We start from the raw sequence: 14,429 nt of genomic DNA on the forward strand, positions 1-14,429 counted from the left end.
CCTTATGCGGTTAGCCGGAACTGCGCGAGCAACGCAAAGATTCGGAGCTGGTCGATCAGCACGCCCGGCCATAGCACGTCAACGCGGTTTGGATTCGTCGCGTTGCGCTCCACGACGAGCGCTTTTGCAAATACGTCGCTGTCCTGTACAAGCCCGTTGGATTCGTCTTCCTGATAGGCGGCGATGAGGTCGGCGCGGATCACATTGGGCGTCACGACATTGGCGCCGGCAGAAAAGCGCGTGCCATCGTCCGCGAGCTTGACGCGCCCGTATTTGCTGGTTACGACGATTGCCAGATGGCGCAAGACGGCCGCGAGCGTGAACAGCGTTTCGACTTCCAGATAGGAGTCGTCCGGTTGCCCGTAGGCGTTTTCCTGATAGGTCGTAATGAGGTTTTCAATGGCGACCGTGCCATCGTCACCGACCGTGAACGTTGCAATGCCGTCAAACAGCAACGAATTACGGTCAGAGAGCGGGAAGCGCGATTGCACGGGCGGCGCAAGCACACCCGGAAGCGGCAGCGTTTGCAATGGCGTTGCCGGGTCGGCGCGCAGACTGACGGCAGACGCGCCCGCGAGGCTCGCGGCCCATATCCACGCGGGCGTCGGCGAGTCATAGAAACCCATGATCGAGGCATGTTGATCGTTGCGCGCCGTGCCGAGCGAAACAAGCGCGCCGAGCGTGCCGCGCGCCGCTGCGAACGCGTGGCCGTACAGCATTTGTTGCCACGACCAACGACCGTTGATATCGTCCAGGAACGTCTTGATTGCATCGAGCGAGGTCGGGTCCGTGTACGGGCACACGATGAAGTCGAAGGCCATGTCGCCCAGGCCATCGAGCGCCGTTGCAAGGTCAGGCGCGACCGCGCCGCCCGCCATCGGCGTAATGGTGTACGTCATGCCTTGCGGCGTGACTTCGCCGCCCGGCGTTCCCAGGTAATTCACCCTCAGGTCAATTTCATTGCCGCCCGGTCCGGCGTTGATTGCGGTGAGCGTCACTTCGCCGCCGCTTGCTGTCGCCGTCACCGGCAGGCCCTGCGTCTGTCCGATGCTCGCGACAAGCGCCGCTGCGATATCGCTTTCGGCCTGCGTGGGCTGCACCGGCTGTGCGATGCGCACGCCCGCGATGTAGAGATAGAACGTTCCCGCGGCCGTGGGCGCTGCGGTAATGTCGAGCGTGCCCGTTGCCGCGGTCGAGCCGGTCGCATCATTCAGCGGCAAATACCAGACTTCCCCGAAGGCATCGGCCGCACGATAGGCCGCGAGCATGAGCGCAAGCATGGAACCCTGGCCGCCCGCGTTGATCGCATCGCCGTTGCCCTGGCTGATGGCCGGTATGCCGGGCGGCGCGCTTCCTTCGGCGGTTATCTGCGCGAGAATCAACGCGCGCTGTGTGGTTTGCGCCGTGTTCGCCTGGCTGTTATCGAGTTCGGCGTAAAAGAGCGGAACGCGGATATTGGCCGGGATCTGATGAAACGGGATCATGATTTATCCCCCGTGGTGCGTGCCGGATCGGCGGCGCGTTTGGTCGGCGTTGCCGCCGTCGCGGGCGGCGTTGTGCGCGCGGGCGTGTCCGGCATGGGCTGTGTGGACGCATACGCGGCCCGTGGCGCGGTCGTCGGCGTGGGGTCGAGGGTCACGTCGCCATCGCGCACGCGACGCCGCCAGAAAGGCGAATCAGGGACCGTGCGTGGGGCTTCGATGAGGTCGTGCAAAACCGGATCGCGCACGACTCGCCCCGTAACCGGGCGGATACGTAGCGTTTGCATGGCGGGAAGACGCGGACGGTTATTCGCTGTCCGGGTTCAGTGAGGGAAAGTCGAGCGTTCCTTCGTCGCGTCCGTCCGGGCCTTGCGTGCGTGGCGCGGGCGTGACGGGTGCCGGGAAAGGTGGATTGGCATAAGTGCCGGTTTTGTCGGCGGGCGCGATCGTGTCGGCGTGAATGCCGAGCGCGACGAGCGGCACGGCGACGGGCTGCAATGCGGGCGGCGTGTCCGTGAGCGGGTTAAACGCGATGAAATATTCGAGTTCCAGACTCATGCGCAGGTCGGCGATATGCACGCGCCCGGTTGCGTCGAGGTCCATGTCGGTTTCAATGCTGCGCACCTGCTGGATACCATCCAGCAACGCCTGGCACGTCAGCAAGGCGCATTCGATTTCGTCGCATAGCTGTTCGCATGCGGAGCGTGCCGCGGCGGCGCTCTGCGCTTCGACGCGTGCATTCACGGTTAGCGTGGCGGTCGCCGTGAATGCCGGCGGTTCCTGTCCTATGGATTCCTTGCGGTCGCTTGTGCAGTCAACGAGGATGCACGGATAGCACTGGACGGTCGGCCAGTCGCGCGGCGTGTAGACACGATCGCCCGCGATGGTCTGCGCGCGCGTGAGCACATCGGCGGCGATATCGCGCAGTTGTGCCCGGTACAGCATGGCGTGTCACGGCGTGGGCGCACCGATCCAGTTGAGCATGAGCTTCGCCGCGCCGTGCCCGTCGAGGCGCACTTCCTGGACCGCGTAGAGGTTGCCCGTGCGGTCCACCGTGAGCGTGTCGCCCTGTTGCGGCGGAGCGCTGGCAAACTGTGCGAGCCGCACGCTACAGACGGGGCGCTCGGTCGTGTACGCGAGCACGCCGCCTTGCGGGATCAGTTCGCGGTACGCTTCATCGAAGACGCCATCGACGGCAAGCGTGGAGCCGTCCGCAAAACCATAGGTCACGCTTTCGGCAAACTGTGCGAAGAGCGGCGCGAGGATATAGCCGTCGAAATCATCGGGGACGGCAAGGGACACGGTTAGCGCCGTTGCTTCACAGCCGGGCCGCTGCGTGTTTCAAAGGTCGGCCCCTGCGTGCGGGCCTTTTCCTCTTCGCTCGCGGTCTGTGCGTCACGGTCGCGCGCGATGAAACCCAGCGCACGAAGCCGCGCTACATCGGCCGAGGGTACGGCCGCGGATTCGCCCGCCCTGTAGGTGCGCGAACCAATGCGGATCGAGCGCCCGCGTGCAACGGTTACGGTCTGCGTGTTTCCCGGCGTGTTGCCGCTATCGGCCGTCGCTTGCGACGTGGGCGTGTCTTTCGTGGGAGTGTTCATGGCTTAACTCTCCTGCGGCGCGCAAACCGTCGCGCACAGTGCCGCATTCACGCGCGAGGGAATCACGATAGGCGCGGATTGCATCATGAGAAAACGCTGTGGCGGGTCTTCGGCAATCCACATCTTGGGCGCGTAAGGCAGCGCGGCATAGTTGAAGCGCGGATCGAGAATCATCCCGAATGCACGCGTACCCATCAAGTCCGACCCGGCCATGATGACGACACCATCGGGGATCATGGGCTGTTCCACATCGTTGTCGTCCACGTACCAGTCGTTATAGACCCACAGGGAATATTGCCCCCAGCGTCCCTTGTAGACTGCGCCTTTGGCAATCTGCGCGCCGGGGTCAATGGCGTTGCCAAAATCCGAGAGCTTCGGATAGTAGACGGCAGCTTTTACGCGTTCGTCCGCGATGAAGTATTCAAACGGCGTCGTGGTAAAGATGAGGTCCGTTACTTGTGCGCCGCTTTTCTTGAGGATCAGGCGTTGCCATACTTCAATGTCGTGCGTGGGCGTGCCGTTCGGGTTATCCCATGCAGACGAACCGGAAAGCGCGAGCGTCAATTCCGGGTCGCGGCCAAAATCGACAAGCGCGGCGGGGAACCCGTCGCCTTCGATGAGTACCGTTCCCGTCATGAGCGCCTGGGCCGCCATCCATTCCAGGCGGCGGTCGAGCAAGTCGATTTGATCGGTCATTTCGGCCGCAATGTTGGCCGCCGCGCGCTCTTCGCCGCGCAGTTCGCCGCCGATGCGTTCGCCGATCATGCGGCGAATCGGCTTGCGAAGGTCCGGCGCGCGCTTGTCCTTGAGATACGCGGGCCGGAATTTGTTGGTCTGGTAGCGGCGCTGTTCAACGAGCCGACCTTCGAGCAGCGGCGAGACAAACGGACTCATACGGCGTTTGCCTACGTCCACGTCGATACTCACTTCTTCCGTATCGCTTGTGACGATGTTTGGGAAAAAGCGGTCGAGCAAAAACTTTTGCGGGCGCAACAGATTGGGGACAACAAGAATCAGTGCGTTCGTGTCGTAGATGTTCATGATGCATACTCCCCGGCGCACGCAAAAGAAAAGCCCGCACCGGCTTTCACCGGGCGGGCTTCAATGCCGCACAAGGCGGCAGCGGCGGCGCAATGTCTACATAGGCTCAGGTTGGATCAGCAGCGGATACGCTGGGCTTGACGAAAATTGCCCACGAACGAAGCGCGAGCGTTGCAGCGGCAAGCGTCAACGTTGGATCGAGGATCAGCGCGCGCGCGTTGAATTCGCCGCTCAGATAGACGCCGCCCGTTACCGGCCCGGCCGTGCTGTCGATATCGTCGGCAAGAATGGCATTGGGCGAACCGTCGCCCGAATTCGCCATGTTGTATGTGCCATCCGTCTGCATGGCAAGTACGGTTCCGCGCTTGAGCGTCAGGCCCGCCGCAAACTGCGCTTGCCCTTCGGTAACGAGCTTGAAGTCGCCCGCGATGAGTTGATCGGGTAGATAGCATTCCGAAGACATGCCGGGCTGGAACGGGTTGTCTCCATAGGGGGTAACAGGCGTAGACATGGCAATGCCTCCTGGCAATCTGTGCGGCGGGTTGTGCGTGGCTTATGCCTGGCCGCGGGCGTGACGCGCGGCGGCGAGGATCAGGTCGGCGGCGGCCTGTGGCCCGTCGCGGTCCTGGACGCCGCCATCCGTGCCGATATCGGGCAAGGCCACGCCCGCCATGCGCGCGCGCAGCGTGGCAGCGTCTGCGCCCGCGCGTGCATCGCCCGATGCAATGGCGGTTAGCAGTGCGACCGCATCGGCGCTTGCCATGCCGGTATCAAAGGCCAGGTGCGCGGCCACATCGGGACGGCGGGCCGCGGCAGCACAGCGGAAAATCCGCGCGCAACGGGCACGCTCGGCAACGCGTGCGGCCTTACGGCTGTCGCTGTCTTCGTCCTTGTCGTCGTCACCTTCGGCGCGCGCTTCGTCGCCTTCGTCGTCATCCTGCGCGCGGGCCTTGCGGCCACGCTTGCCGCGGCGCGAGCGCTCGCTGTCCTTGTCTTCGTCTTCCTTGTCGTCGTCGTCGGCGCGGCCCTTCGGACAGTTCGCCTTGCCCGCCTTGCGGCCCTTGCGGCTGTCCTTATCGTCGCCCTTGTCGTCCTTGCGGTCTTCGTCGTCTTCGGCGCGTGCGCTGTCGTCGTCGTCATCGGATTGCGCGGCGGGTGCATGCGCGAGCGGTCCAAGCAAATGCGCGAAACGCGCGGCGGTAGTGTGAAAAGCGCCCATGATCGAATCTCCCTGGGTTACGTCAGGATGCGAGCGTGCGCAATAGCGCGGCGAAGGCTTCGTCGGGAGCCGCGACGGCATCGGCCAGGCCCGCGGCCACACCGCGCGCGCCCTGGTATGAGGCGGCCTGCATGGCGCGCACGGCAGCGGGCGATATGTCCCGGTTGCGCGCCACGGTCGCGATGAACAGATCCGCGGTCGTGTCGATATCGGCTTGCATGCGTTCGCGCGCTTCGTCCGAGAGTGGCAATTGCGGGTAGCCGTCCAGCTTGCGGTCGCCCGAAGTCACGAACGTCACCTTTAGCCCGGCATCGGTTAGCGCTTGCGACCAATCGACATGCATCCACACAACGCCGATAGAACCCGTGCCGCCCGTGCGCGGAACCGTGATACGGTCGGCCGCGCTCGCGATGGCATAGGCGGCGCTGTAGGCGTTTTCGCCGAGAATCGCCCACACGGGTTTCTCGCCGCGCGTGGCGTGGATCACGTCCGCGAGGTCGAATGCGCCCGCGACTTCGCCGCCCGGCGAATCAATGTCAAGTGCCACGGCACGCACGCGCGAATCGGCAAGCGCGGAAAGGTAGTTTTGCCGGATACCGTCATAGCCCGTCATGCCCGATTCCGGTTGCAGCGTGCCGAGCCGATGCACCAAGGTTCCCTGTACGGGAATCACCGCGACGCCCGCGAGTACGTCGTAACCGGATACCGGCGCGGCTACGTTGCGCGGCGCTTCGTCTTCGTCAGCAAAGGCACGCGCGGGCATGCGTTCGCCCGTGTCTATCTGCACAATCCCCAGGCGTTCCGCAAGCGCCGCGACGATGATTTCGGCCTTGGCGGGATGAATGGCGAGCGGCACATTAAAGAGGCGCTGCGCAAGATGCCCGAAGCGCGGGGGCGTCGCGTTCATGGTCCGTTGCTGCATGATTACTGCGGCTCAGGGCGTTGCGGCGTGCGCGCGGCAATGTTCGCGGGCGTCAGTCCCGCCCATTCGGGCAATGCCAGGCCGCGCGCGTTGAATGCATCGACTTCGCGTTTTCGCTGGTCGAGCATGTCTTCCCAGTCTTCGCCCGTGTTTTCAGCGCATTCGATTTCGAGTGTCGAGAGGCCCGCATCCATGCCAAGCACCGCCCCCTGTTTCTCTGCAACGGGATCAATCCAGCCACGGCCGGGACCGATCCACGTACAGCGCGCATACGCGCCGCGCGCGTCAATGAATGCCGGCGCGTTATCTGGCAGCGGTAAATCATCGACTTCGAGCGCTTCTTCGACAAACGCGGCGCGGATCGGATACGCAAAGCCGTTTGCGAAGTCGGCGCGGCGACGCGTGAGGGTCTTCCACGCTTCGAGCAGACCGGCGCGCGCCGATGAATAGTTCACGTCGCTCCAGTCCTGCGAAAGCTGTTGCGCACTGACGCCTAGGCACGCGGCGACATTGCGTAATGCGGCCCCTTCGAAGTCGCGAAAATTGGAGGTCGGCCGCACCGCGCTAACCGTGTTGATTTTCTCGCCGGTAAAGAGCGCCGGAATGCGCACGCCGCCAAGCATCAAGCGGCGTTCGTTGTGAAAGTCGCTGCGCAATTTCTGGTAGCCCTTGAGTTCCGCGCAATCGCCGAGGGCGTCTTCGACAAACTGCGGATCGAACGGGCTTTCGACATACGCCGAAAAAATCGCGTTGACGATGGCGCTTTCAAGTTCCGTCGCGTCGTACTTGATAAGCATCTTGAGGCGGTCGAGTACCGGCGTAAAAACGCCCGCGCCGCCGCGGTGCTGGTCTGCGCGGTCGTGTTCGAAGTCGTGGACGATCACGGGACGCCCCCATGTGGTTTCGCGCGGTACGCGCTTCCACTCCATCATTTTTGGCCCGGAAAACCAGTCCGATTGGTGCGCCTGTCGAATCCAGTACGCAATGGCCGCGCCGCGCGTGTCGAGTTCGACGCCGCCGCGCGTGAACTGTTGATCGAACATGAGGTAAGGATTCGAGAGCCGGTCAGGGTCGATCAGTTGCAAGGCGGTTGCGTACTGCGCACGGCCCGGCGCGACACGATCAGGGAGCCAGTGCAGCATGGCGAGCGCGTCGCCGTCGATCAGCTTGTGCCGGAACGCGAGGCGGAATATCTGCGATATCGTGAGGTTGCGCTGTATGTCGCAATAGCGGTTTACGTCATTGGCCCAGGCACGCCAACGCGCGTCCAGTGCGCGGCCGAATTCATCGGCCCAGCTCGAATCAAACGCGGGATTGCCGCTCAGGTACGCGAGCGCGCGAAAATCAGGCTTCGATATCGGGCGGAAATTGGCACCAATGGCATTGTCGAGAATGCGCGTTACGCCGCCGCTCGCCCATCCGTCATTGCGTACCAGGTCGCGCACGCGCGACACGATGCGGTCGCGGTACGGGTTTAGCTCGATATCGGGCGAACCTAACCACGGCATCCACGCGGCTAACTCCGGGTTAAGCGCGTCCGCTGCGTCATAAGGCGTCGTGCCCGCGAGCATCGCCAGTACGCGCGAACGTTCGGGGAATGGCCGCCCGTTGGCATCGAGTATCTGGACGGCGGACACGAGAAATTGCTATCGCAGCGCACTTAAATGCGTATGTTAGACTTTATTTCGGGTCAACCAATGTGTAAGGAAAGCGCTGTGGAAACACTAAAAGAAGACGACATTAATCGCCTGAAAGATTTGATGTGGGTGCTCACGGATATCAGGATTGACATTACGGCCGCCGTATATTTTTTCAATAGAATTGTTATAAATGGTGGACTTGATAAAAGAGACTTGGTGGGGCCAAATAGAGTCTGCTTTCATACAATCGTATTGCAAATGTGCCGGTTCCGTGAAGCGTGGGACCACTATGGAAAATCTACTCGAAAGTTTCTACCGAAAGAATTGTGCAAGGCGGCTAATTTAATCAAAATATGTGTTGAAGACAGAGGCTACTACCGCTATCGAAGCAGTTATCTTGCTCATGCCATCTCGGATAAAACGAAACGCCCCGTTTTGTACAAAGATGCGGTTCCAGCGCTAAAGAAAATCGTCGGCTACGTAGACGGCGATGATTTGCGCGAAAAAATGATTGCGTATTGCAATTGGATTTGTAGTGACGATGACGATTGTGTTAGTCAAACGATTGGTGCTTGCATATCTGAAATCTTAAAGCTAACAGGCCCTGTAGAGCATCGCAGCAAGCACGTCTAGCGATACCAGAAACGCACGGGCGCGCGGCCCCGGCAAATGATGCCTAGCTGTTGCTGTAATTGCCGGATGAACGCCGCGAGCATGGCGGGATTCGCCGCGGTATAGGTCACGCTGCGCGTCCCGTCGCCCTGGGTATAGCTGAATGAAACACCTTGCCCGCCCGTCATAAGCCGCACATAGGCCGCCTGGGCTGCGTCAAGCGCGGCCTGTAGCTGCGCTGTCGTCATGCCCGCGAACAGGCTTTTCGACGGGTCGAAACAGCACGGCCGGAACATGGGCGTATAGGGCGTGTACATGATTCAGGCCAGTTGCGATATCAGCGAATGCGCGCCGCCCGATGAACGCGGGCCATCCGACCCGGCGTCGCCATACGCCGCGGCGGCACGATCGGTAAAGACATTCAGACGCAAGCCAAAATGCAGCAGACCGCACAGCGCGGCATACGCATAGACACGACAATCGAGCGCTTCATTCGCGCGGCCTGCTGGCAGTTCCCACACATAGAACTTGTGGCCCGCCACTTCTTTCACGATGATTCGCTCTGCGGTCAATTGCGCGTAATAGTTGCGGTCGCGGTCGGCGGGAAAGTGCATGAAGCCGGGGCCGGGTTGATCTAGCGCGAGCCGGTCGCGTATCGAATCCTTGGCGGCATTGACGCCGAGAATCACGGGGCGGTAACTCGCCTTGGTGCGACGTGTCGGCTTCTTCGTCGGCCATACCGGCGAGCGTTGCCCCGTGCGCGCGCTTTCGCCCTTGATCGCCCACACACGGCGGCCGATACGCTCTTTGGCAAAGGCATAGACGCTTTGCGTGGCGTGCCCGCCCGAATCAATGCACGCAGCCATGATCGAGAACGGGCGGCCATCATCGCGCCGCCAGGTCTGCATGAGCGCGGCATCGACTTCGTGCCACAGATCCGGCGCGGATGGATCGCCTTCGATCACGTCATAGGCGATAGACCATGATTCCTCGTCCTTTCCCCATCCGACAACTTCCATTTCCACGCGGTCACTCTGTACGTCAATTCCGGCCGTCAGCACGCCGACACCGGCCGGCACTTCGCCGGGCCAATGTTCCGCACGCGCCGCGAGCACTTCGAGCTTGACTTCCTTCCCCGCGCGCACGCGGTAGGGTTGCCCGGCCTGTGTGTTCCACCAGACCTGTTTAAGCGTTTCGTCCGTGTGCGCCGCGAGCCACTTCACTGCGATTTCGGCGGGCCGGTCTTTCGCCCACGGCGAATAGAGCTTCGAGGCCGTGAATCCAGCGTGCCGGTTATCGACCGGCCACGCGCCGCATTTCGGGCACTTCACGCGATAGACCGCGTACAGGTCCGACGCCCACCAGGTCCAGACAGCATCGAGGGCGGCTTCATGCCCGGCGCACGGATCGAGCGCGCGCCATGCGTTCGCATACTCTTCGAGCGGTTCGTGATGCACGCCGCAACACGTATAAGGCGCGGTCTGATGCCATCGCGCGGTCGCGAGCGCGCGCAAGCGTTGCGCTTCGCTCCACTGTGCGCCGCACGCTTCGCAATAGATGCGCGCGGTCTTCGGTAAATGCCGCGTTTCGTCTTCGGCATCGCGCGCCCATTTCACATGGCTGAAAAACTCCAGGAACTGGCGATGCCCGCAATGTGGACACGCGACGGACGCGCGGCGTTGATCGGATTCCGCGTAGGCGCTCGCGATGCGGCTTTGCCCTTCGATGGTCGGCGAGCACGCACGGATGGAAAGCCAGTTGGCAAAAGTTGCCGTGCGCTCTTCGGCGAGCGCGATCGGTTCGCCTTCGCGCGTCAACGGGTATTTGTCGATTTCATCCGAAAGCACGACGCGCACCGGCCGCCGCGCCAGGTTGTCCGGCGAACCCGCGCCCGCGAGCGCGAGAAAGCCCCCAGGAAACGACTTGAACAGCAACGTCTCTTCGGCATTGCGCATGCGCCGCGTGCCGATCAGGTCACGCAATACGGGCGTGACGCGCACCATCGTTGCGATACGCTCTTTCGAGAACTGGAGTGCGGCGTCTTCCTTCGGCTGCAACAGCAGGATCGGGCACGGGTCCAGGTGCGCGAAGTAGCCCGTTACGTTTTCGAGCAACGCCGTTTTCAAAAGCTGCGTGCAAAACATGGCCGATATCACATGCACGCCCGGTTCCGTCACGGCAAGCATGGCCCCGCGCGCAACTTCGACCGTGGACGTATGCCACTTTCCGGCCGTACTCCCGGCTTCACGCGCGAGATAGCGGAACCGGTCGGCCCATGCGGCAACGGACAGGCGCAGCGGCGGCGTGAGTCCACGACGCGCGGCCCGGCGTAGCGCCTCAGCCTTCGGGGCTTGTCCGGGTTCCATATGTCCGTCTGTAGCGGCGTGCTATAGTCTCGCGCCGCCTGGATATCCCGGCGCGCGCAGCGCAAACTGGCAGCCGGAAAGACGGCCGGAAAAGCCGATCTTGTGATCGGCTTTTTTGTTTTCACTTGCGAGAGACCATGAAAGAACAAGCCCCGCGTCAACTCAACCCGATCGACCGCGCCGAGGCAATGGAACAGCTCATCGCGCTAACCGAATTCATTCTTGGTGACGGACGCAAGGCGTTCGCCACACTGAGCGCGCACACGCGCAACGAGCTGGAAGACCTGTATTCGAGACTGGCGGCAGACGTTAAGGCGACGATCTAGCGCGTCAGGCGTCTGAGCGCCTGAAATCGGTTTGCGGTTCACCAAGGCCATCCAGGTGCGATTGCACATGGGCGGCAAGCACGACGCCCAGGCGCTCCACGTCTTCGAAGTCGAGGTCGGCCGCAATCAGCGGCGCGACGCGTGCGGGCCAGTTGAGCCACGCATCGCGCACGCCCCGGAACAGTTCGAAGACGGTTTCTTCGGCGGCGGCGAGGTCGATGACAGCGCCCGCCTTGATGGAGTATTCAAGCTGGCGCAACAGCGCCAGATAGTTTTCCTTGATCCGCAAGGCGTCCGAATATGAAGCGCCGTTTAGCACGCGCTCAGTAACGGCCGCCGCCTGTTGCTCAAACAGGCGTAACGCATCGTCTACGCTCGCCGCGGTGCTCGCCGTGCTTGTCGCATCGTTGTCCTGGGACACTTGCGGGGCGCGTTGCCGTGTGCGCCGGTTCGCGCGTCGCCATGTCGATGTGAGTTGCGCAGCGTCGAGCTTGCCGCCGTTGTCCCGCGTGAGCGTGCCGCGTTCGATCGCGCGGCGTACCTGCTTCACGTCGCAACCGGCGCGGCGCGCAAATTCCATTGCGCTGATTCGCTCGCCCATGCCGTGTCCCAGGACAATTTTTTGAGGTCGTAGCTACCCGAAATCCGGGGTTCTTCGCGTTCCGCGCAACAATTCCCGCACGGAAGTACCTTTTGCGCCAGGGGCGTGTTGACCCTTGCAAAAATCAGGGAGTTCCTTTACCGCGAGGGGCATTTCCTGCGCGTCTCAGTCATTTGCGCTTCGATTCCGCCCACTTGATTTCGTGGTCGAGAATCGCCGGAAATTTGCTATCGACCAGGTGCGCCAATTGCTTTTTTACGGCTTCGTTGCCGACCGCATCGGGAATTGCAGGGCCGAACAGTTCGCGAATCGGTAAGCCGCTCCAATAGGTTTTGCCGTTCTTCGTGACGCGTTTGTGTGCTTTGCCAACGCGCATGAAAACGCCTGTATGCCCGCTTTCCATTGTCGCGACGAATGCATGCTTGATCGTCTTGCGGCCGTTCTTCACGCGCACCGATGCGCCCGCCCTGGTCTGTTTCGCGCTGTACTCAGCTAACGGGATCGGCCGCCCGGTTGCCTTGAGCGTCGCAACCGGCTGTTTGGGATTCGCGCGTCGCAGCGCAAGCGCCTTGCGGATGGTCGAAGCCTTGAGGTTGTAGCCCACGGCGCGCACTTCGCGCACGGCAGCAGTACGGGCCTGTAGGGCGGTCTTGTTCACGGCCCGCGCCATCGCGCGCGCCACGTCGCGCGAAGACGGCAGAAGCGGAGCGCCGCCGCCTTGCCCGCCGACGCGGATTAACAGGCCGCCCATGATCGATTCAATGCGTTTTGGGTAAAGTGACTGGAGCTTGACACTAGTTAACGTTACGATATTGCCCGCCGGAATTTGCTTGCTGTAGATTCGGGAACGCCGCCAGATGCAACGGTGGTACAGGCTGTGGTGGCCTGTGTAGCAAAACTTCGCAAACCCGCGTACCGGCTTAGGTCGGTACGCGTCATGCCTTTGCGCGTCTGTCTTTCAATGGGCGGGCCGTGGCAGGGAGACTCACGTCTCGGTCGTTGGTTTGCGAAGCCGCTACGTGGGACACCACCTTCCTGTCACTGTGCCCGTCCACCCTCACGCGTGGGCCGGGCCGTTTCCATACCCGAAACGGACGGATTCATGGCAGACACTTCTACCCGCACGCCCGGCATTACTTGCCCGCACGATCGCATCGCCATACTTGAAGACCTTGTAGAGTTTCATTCGCAACGGAGCATCGAAAGCGCACACCTGTTGCTTCGCATCGCCGCCGACCTGGATAACGAAGGTCTTGAAACGCTTTCCATCAAAGAGCTACGCGCAATCATCGGCCTTGCAGGTAGAAATCTGAAACAGGCCGCGCACGAACTGGCACGCGGCAATCTGAATACTGAAAGCACCCTGGAGGCGCTAAAGCGCTGGCCGTTCATGGTCCAGCAATCCCGGATGCTCTCATGAGCGCAGCTTTCCTCACTTCGCTTGCGGTCGGGTTCGTTGTGGGCGTGTTTGCCGTGCTGTTCGTGCGCGGCGCAAGCCATTAGGCCGCCATGAGCCGCACCATGCGCCGCAAGCCCCGCACGGCCGCGCAACTTGTACCGTTGCGAGAATCTTTCATCAGACAACTCTCCGTTCAGCAGCATTGCGCCGTAGCGGCGTTCCGCGACGGCAACGGCTCAATCAAGCAAATACCTATCCTTACCCGCCTTGTCTATCTGCCTTTTTTGATGGCCCGCGCCGAGCATGGACGCAAGGCCGACGCTACACCGTACCGCGCCGCCGAAACCATGCTCCAGCGTTGCTACCTGCGCGGCCAGGCCGGCCAGGGATGGCGGCTTGAAGCCGACGAGGCGACGCATTTTGCGGGCTTGCTGGTGCGTTTCGATGCACAGCTAGCCGCGTGCCGGTCGCACGTCTACGACGAAGCCGTAGCAGCCATGATGCGCGCCGAACACGACAGGCGCTCACCGCTTGCAGACAGTGACGCGCCGCCCGCCGATTCCGCATTCTTCGTGTCGCTTGTAGCACGCGCGCAAAGCGCCTCAGGCATGAATCAGGCAGCTTGAGCGCGGGGTTCGTCGGCGACGATGCCCGCTTCGCGTAACAGCGCGTCAATGCGCGTGGTTGCATGGTCGAAGCGGCCCGGCGTTTGTCGCGTGCCGGTCAAGTCGGCTTCGATGATGGAAACATGCGTCGCGACCGTGTGACGGTCCACGCCGCAACGCTGCGCAAGGCTAACCGTTGTCTCTTTCGTGCGCGTGAGTGCGTTCGCCACGACGGCGCGGTGCAACCGTTCATTGACGGCATGGCCCGATAGCAGCGTGGAGACATGCGCGAGCGCAACGCGCATTGCGTCGGCCCATTCGGGATTGGGATAACTGCCGGAACAGCAGCGCGCGCCGCACGAACATTTGAGCGCTTGGGGCGCGTAGGCCACGACGAGCAGCGCGCGCGGCAGTGGCGCGAGCCGGTCAAGCTGGCGGCGGATGCGTGCGGCCTGTGCGGTCGCATCCGTGCCGGTCAGCGTGGCGGGCGATGGCACGCCCTGATGGAGCACGCCGAGCGAAGACATGCCGCTCCGTTCGACGGCATGGCGCAACGCATCGCGCAGCGCGGCAGCAGGACTCGAATAGACGGTTCGCACGGGGAGCGGAGAAAACG

The 14,429-nt window shown here is 62.4% G+C and carries 19 protein-coding genes; 4 read left to right on the forward strand and 15 right to left on the reverse strand.

Annotated features, from left to right (window positions below):
• Positions 1 to 2: 2 nt before the first annotated feature.
• From L0U80_RS08365 to L0U80_RS08410, 10 genes are all read right to left on the reverse strand, one after another.
• The gene (locus tag L0U80_RS08365) at positions 3 to 1,484 is read right to left on the reverse strand and encodes a phage tail sheath subtilisin-like domain-containing protein (protein ID WP_233863483.1); all 1,482 of its coding nucleotides are present in this window, start codon (positions 1,482 to 1,484) and stop codon (positions 3 to 5) included.
• Positions 1,481 to 1,768, reverse strand: a complete 288-nt coding sequence (locus L0U80_RS08370; RefSeq protein WP_233863484.1) for a DUF2635 domain-containing protein — start codon at positions 1,766 to 1,768, stop codon at positions 1,481 to 1,483. Before L0U80_RS08370 ends, L0U80_RS08365 begins: the two co-directional genes overlap by 4 nt.
• Positions 1,769 to 1,787: 19 nt before the next feature.
• Positions 1,788 to 2,426, reverse strand: a complete 639-nt coding sequence (locus tag L0U80_RS08375; protein ID WP_233863485.1) for a hypothetical protein — start codon at positions 2,424 to 2,426, stop codon at positions 1,788 to 1,790.
• A 6-nt stretch (positions 2,427 to 2,432) separates the two neighbouring features.
• On the reverse strand, positions 2,433 to 2,783 hold the full coding sequence (locus tag L0U80_RS08380) for a head-tail joining protein (protein WP_233863486.1): 351 nt from the start codon (positions 2,781 to 2,783) through the stop codon (positions 2,433 to 2,435).
• Positions 2,784 to 2,785: 2 nt separating this feature from the next.
• Positions 2,786 to 3,082: a hypothetical protein gene (locus L0U80_RS08385; RefSeq protein ID WP_233863487.1), complete on the reverse strand. Its 297-nt coding sequence runs from the start codon at positions 3,080 to 3,082 to the stop codon at positions 2,786 to 2,788.
• A gap of 3 nt (positions 3,083 to 3,085) precedes the next feature.
• Positions 3,086 to 4,123 carry a major capsid protein gene (locus tag L0U80_RS08390; RefSeq protein ID WP_233863488.1) on the reverse strand — a complete coding sequence of 346 codons (1,038 nt, stop codon included), beginning with the start codon at positions 4,121 to 4,123 and terminating at the stop codon, positions 3,086 to 3,088.
• A 106-nt stretch (positions 4,124 to 4,229) separates the two neighbouring features.
• Positions 4,230 to 4,634 (reverse strand): head decoration protein, encoded by a 405-nt coding sequence (locus L0U80_RS08395; RefSeq protein WP_233863489.1) that lies wholly within the window; start codon positions 4,632 to 4,634, stop codon positions 4,230 to 4,232.
• A gap of 42 nt (positions 4,635 to 4,676) precedes the next feature.
• The gene (locus L0U80_RS08400) at positions 4,677 to 5,342 is read right to left on the reverse strand and encodes a hypothetical protein (protein WP_233863490.1); all 666 of its coding nucleotides are present in this window, start codon (positions 5,340 to 5,342) and stop codon (positions 4,677 to 4,679) included.
• Between the two features lie 22 nt (positions 5,343 to 5,364).
• Complete coding sequence (locus L0U80_RS08405) at positions 5,365 to 6,249, reverse strand: S49 family peptidase (RefSeq protein WP_233863491.1); 885 nt, start codon at positions 6,247 to 6,249, stop codon at positions 5,365 to 5,367.
• A 17-nt stretch (positions 6,250 to 6,266) separates the two neighbouring features.
• The gene (locus tag L0U80_RS08410) at positions 6,267 to 7,901 is read right to left on the reverse strand and encodes a phage portal protein (RefSeq protein WP_233863492.1); all 1,635 of its coding nucleotides are present in this window, start codon (positions 7,899 to 7,901) and stop codon (positions 6,267 to 6,269) included.
• 78 nt (positions 7,902 to 7,979) lie between these two features.
• Between L0U80_RS08410 and L0U80_RS08415 the strand changes: the two genes are divergently transcribed.
• Positions 7,980 to 8,537, forward strand: coding sequence for a hypothetical protein (locus tag L0U80_RS08415; protein ID WP_233863493.1), 558 nt, complete (start codon positions 7,980 to 7,982; stop codon positions 8,535 to 8,537).
• On the opposite strand, the gene gpW is transcribed toward L0U80_RS08415, so the two are convergent.
• Both gpW and L0U80_RS08425 read right to left on the reverse strand, forming a co-directional pair.
• Complete coding sequence (gene gpW / locus L0U80_RS08420; protein WP_233863494.1) at positions 8,534 to 8,833, reverse strand: gpW family head-tail joining protein; 300 nt, start codon at positions 8,831 to 8,833, stop codon at positions 8,534 to 8,536. The two genes, L0U80_RS08415 and gpW, sit on opposite strands and share 4 nt — an antisense overlap.
• Before the next feature lie 3 nt (positions 8,834 to 8,836).
• Complete coding sequence (locus tag L0U80_RS08425) at positions 8,837 to 10,882, reverse strand: phage terminase large subunit family protein (protein ID WP_233863495.1); 2,046 nt, start codon at positions 10,880 to 10,882, stop codon at positions 8,837 to 8,839.
• 137 nt (positions 10,883 to 11,019) lie between these two features.
• Here L0U80_RS08425 and L0U80_RS08430 point away from each other — a divergent pair, with 137 nt between their 5' ends.
• On the forward strand, positions 11,020 to 11,208 hold the full coding sequence (locus tag L0U80_RS08430) for a hypothetical protein (RefSeq protein ID WP_233863496.1): 189 nt from the start codon (positions 11,020 to 11,022) through the stop codon (positions 11,206 to 11,208).
• 4 nt (positions 11,209 to 11,212) lie between these two features.
• On the opposite strand, the gene L0U80_RS08435 is transcribed toward L0U80_RS08430, so the two are convergent.
• Together L0U80_RS08435 and L0U80_RS08440 are read right to left on the reverse strand one after the other, a co-directional pair.
• Entirely contained in the window at positions 11,213 to 11,809 is a 597-nt protein-coding gene (locus L0U80_RS08435) for a hypothetical protein (RefSeq protein WP_233863497.1), read from the reverse strand.
• 169 nt (positions 11,810 to 11,978) lie between these two features.
• On the reverse strand, positions 11,979 to 12,560 hold the full coding sequence (locus L0U80_RS08440) for a phage tail protein (RefSeq protein WP_233863498.1): 582 nt from the start codon (positions 12,558 to 12,560) through the stop codon (positions 11,979 to 11,981).
• 351 nt (positions 12,561 to 12,911) lie between these two features.
• Here L0U80_RS08440 and L0U80_RS08445 point away from each other — a divergent pair, with 351 nt between their 5' ends.
• Together L0U80_RS08445 and L0U80_RS08450 are read left to right on the forward strand one after the other, a co-directional pair.
• Entirely contained in the window at positions 12,912 to 13,229 is a 318-nt protein-coding gene (locus tag L0U80_RS08445) for a hypothetical protein (protein ID WP_233863499.1), read from the forward strand.
• A gap of 101 nt (positions 13,230 to 13,330) precedes the next feature.
• On the forward strand, positions 13,331 to 13,834 hold the full coding sequence (locus L0U80_RS08450) for a hypothetical protein (RefSeq protein WP_233863500.1): 504 nt from the start codon (positions 13,331 to 13,333) through the stop codon (positions 13,832 to 13,834).
• On the opposite strand, the gene L0U80_RS08455 is transcribed toward L0U80_RS08450, so the two are convergent.
• On the reverse strand, positions 13,822 to 14,412 hold the full coding sequence (locus L0U80_RS08455) for a hypothetical protein (RefSeq protein ID WP_233863501.1): 591 nt from the start codon (positions 14,410 to 14,412) through the stop codon (positions 13,822 to 13,824). The two genes, L0U80_RS08450 and L0U80_RS08455, sit on opposite strands and share 13 nt — an antisense overlap.
• Between the last annotated feature and the right edge of the window lie 17 nt (positions 14,413 to 14,429).

It is taken from the genome of Paraburkholderia adhaesiva (genome assembly GCF_021390575.1).
In the GTDB taxonomy this organism is placed as follows: domain Bacteria; phylum Pseudomonadota; class Gammaproteobacteria; order Burkholderiales; family Burkholderiaceae; genus Paraburkholderia; species Paraburkholderia adhaesiva.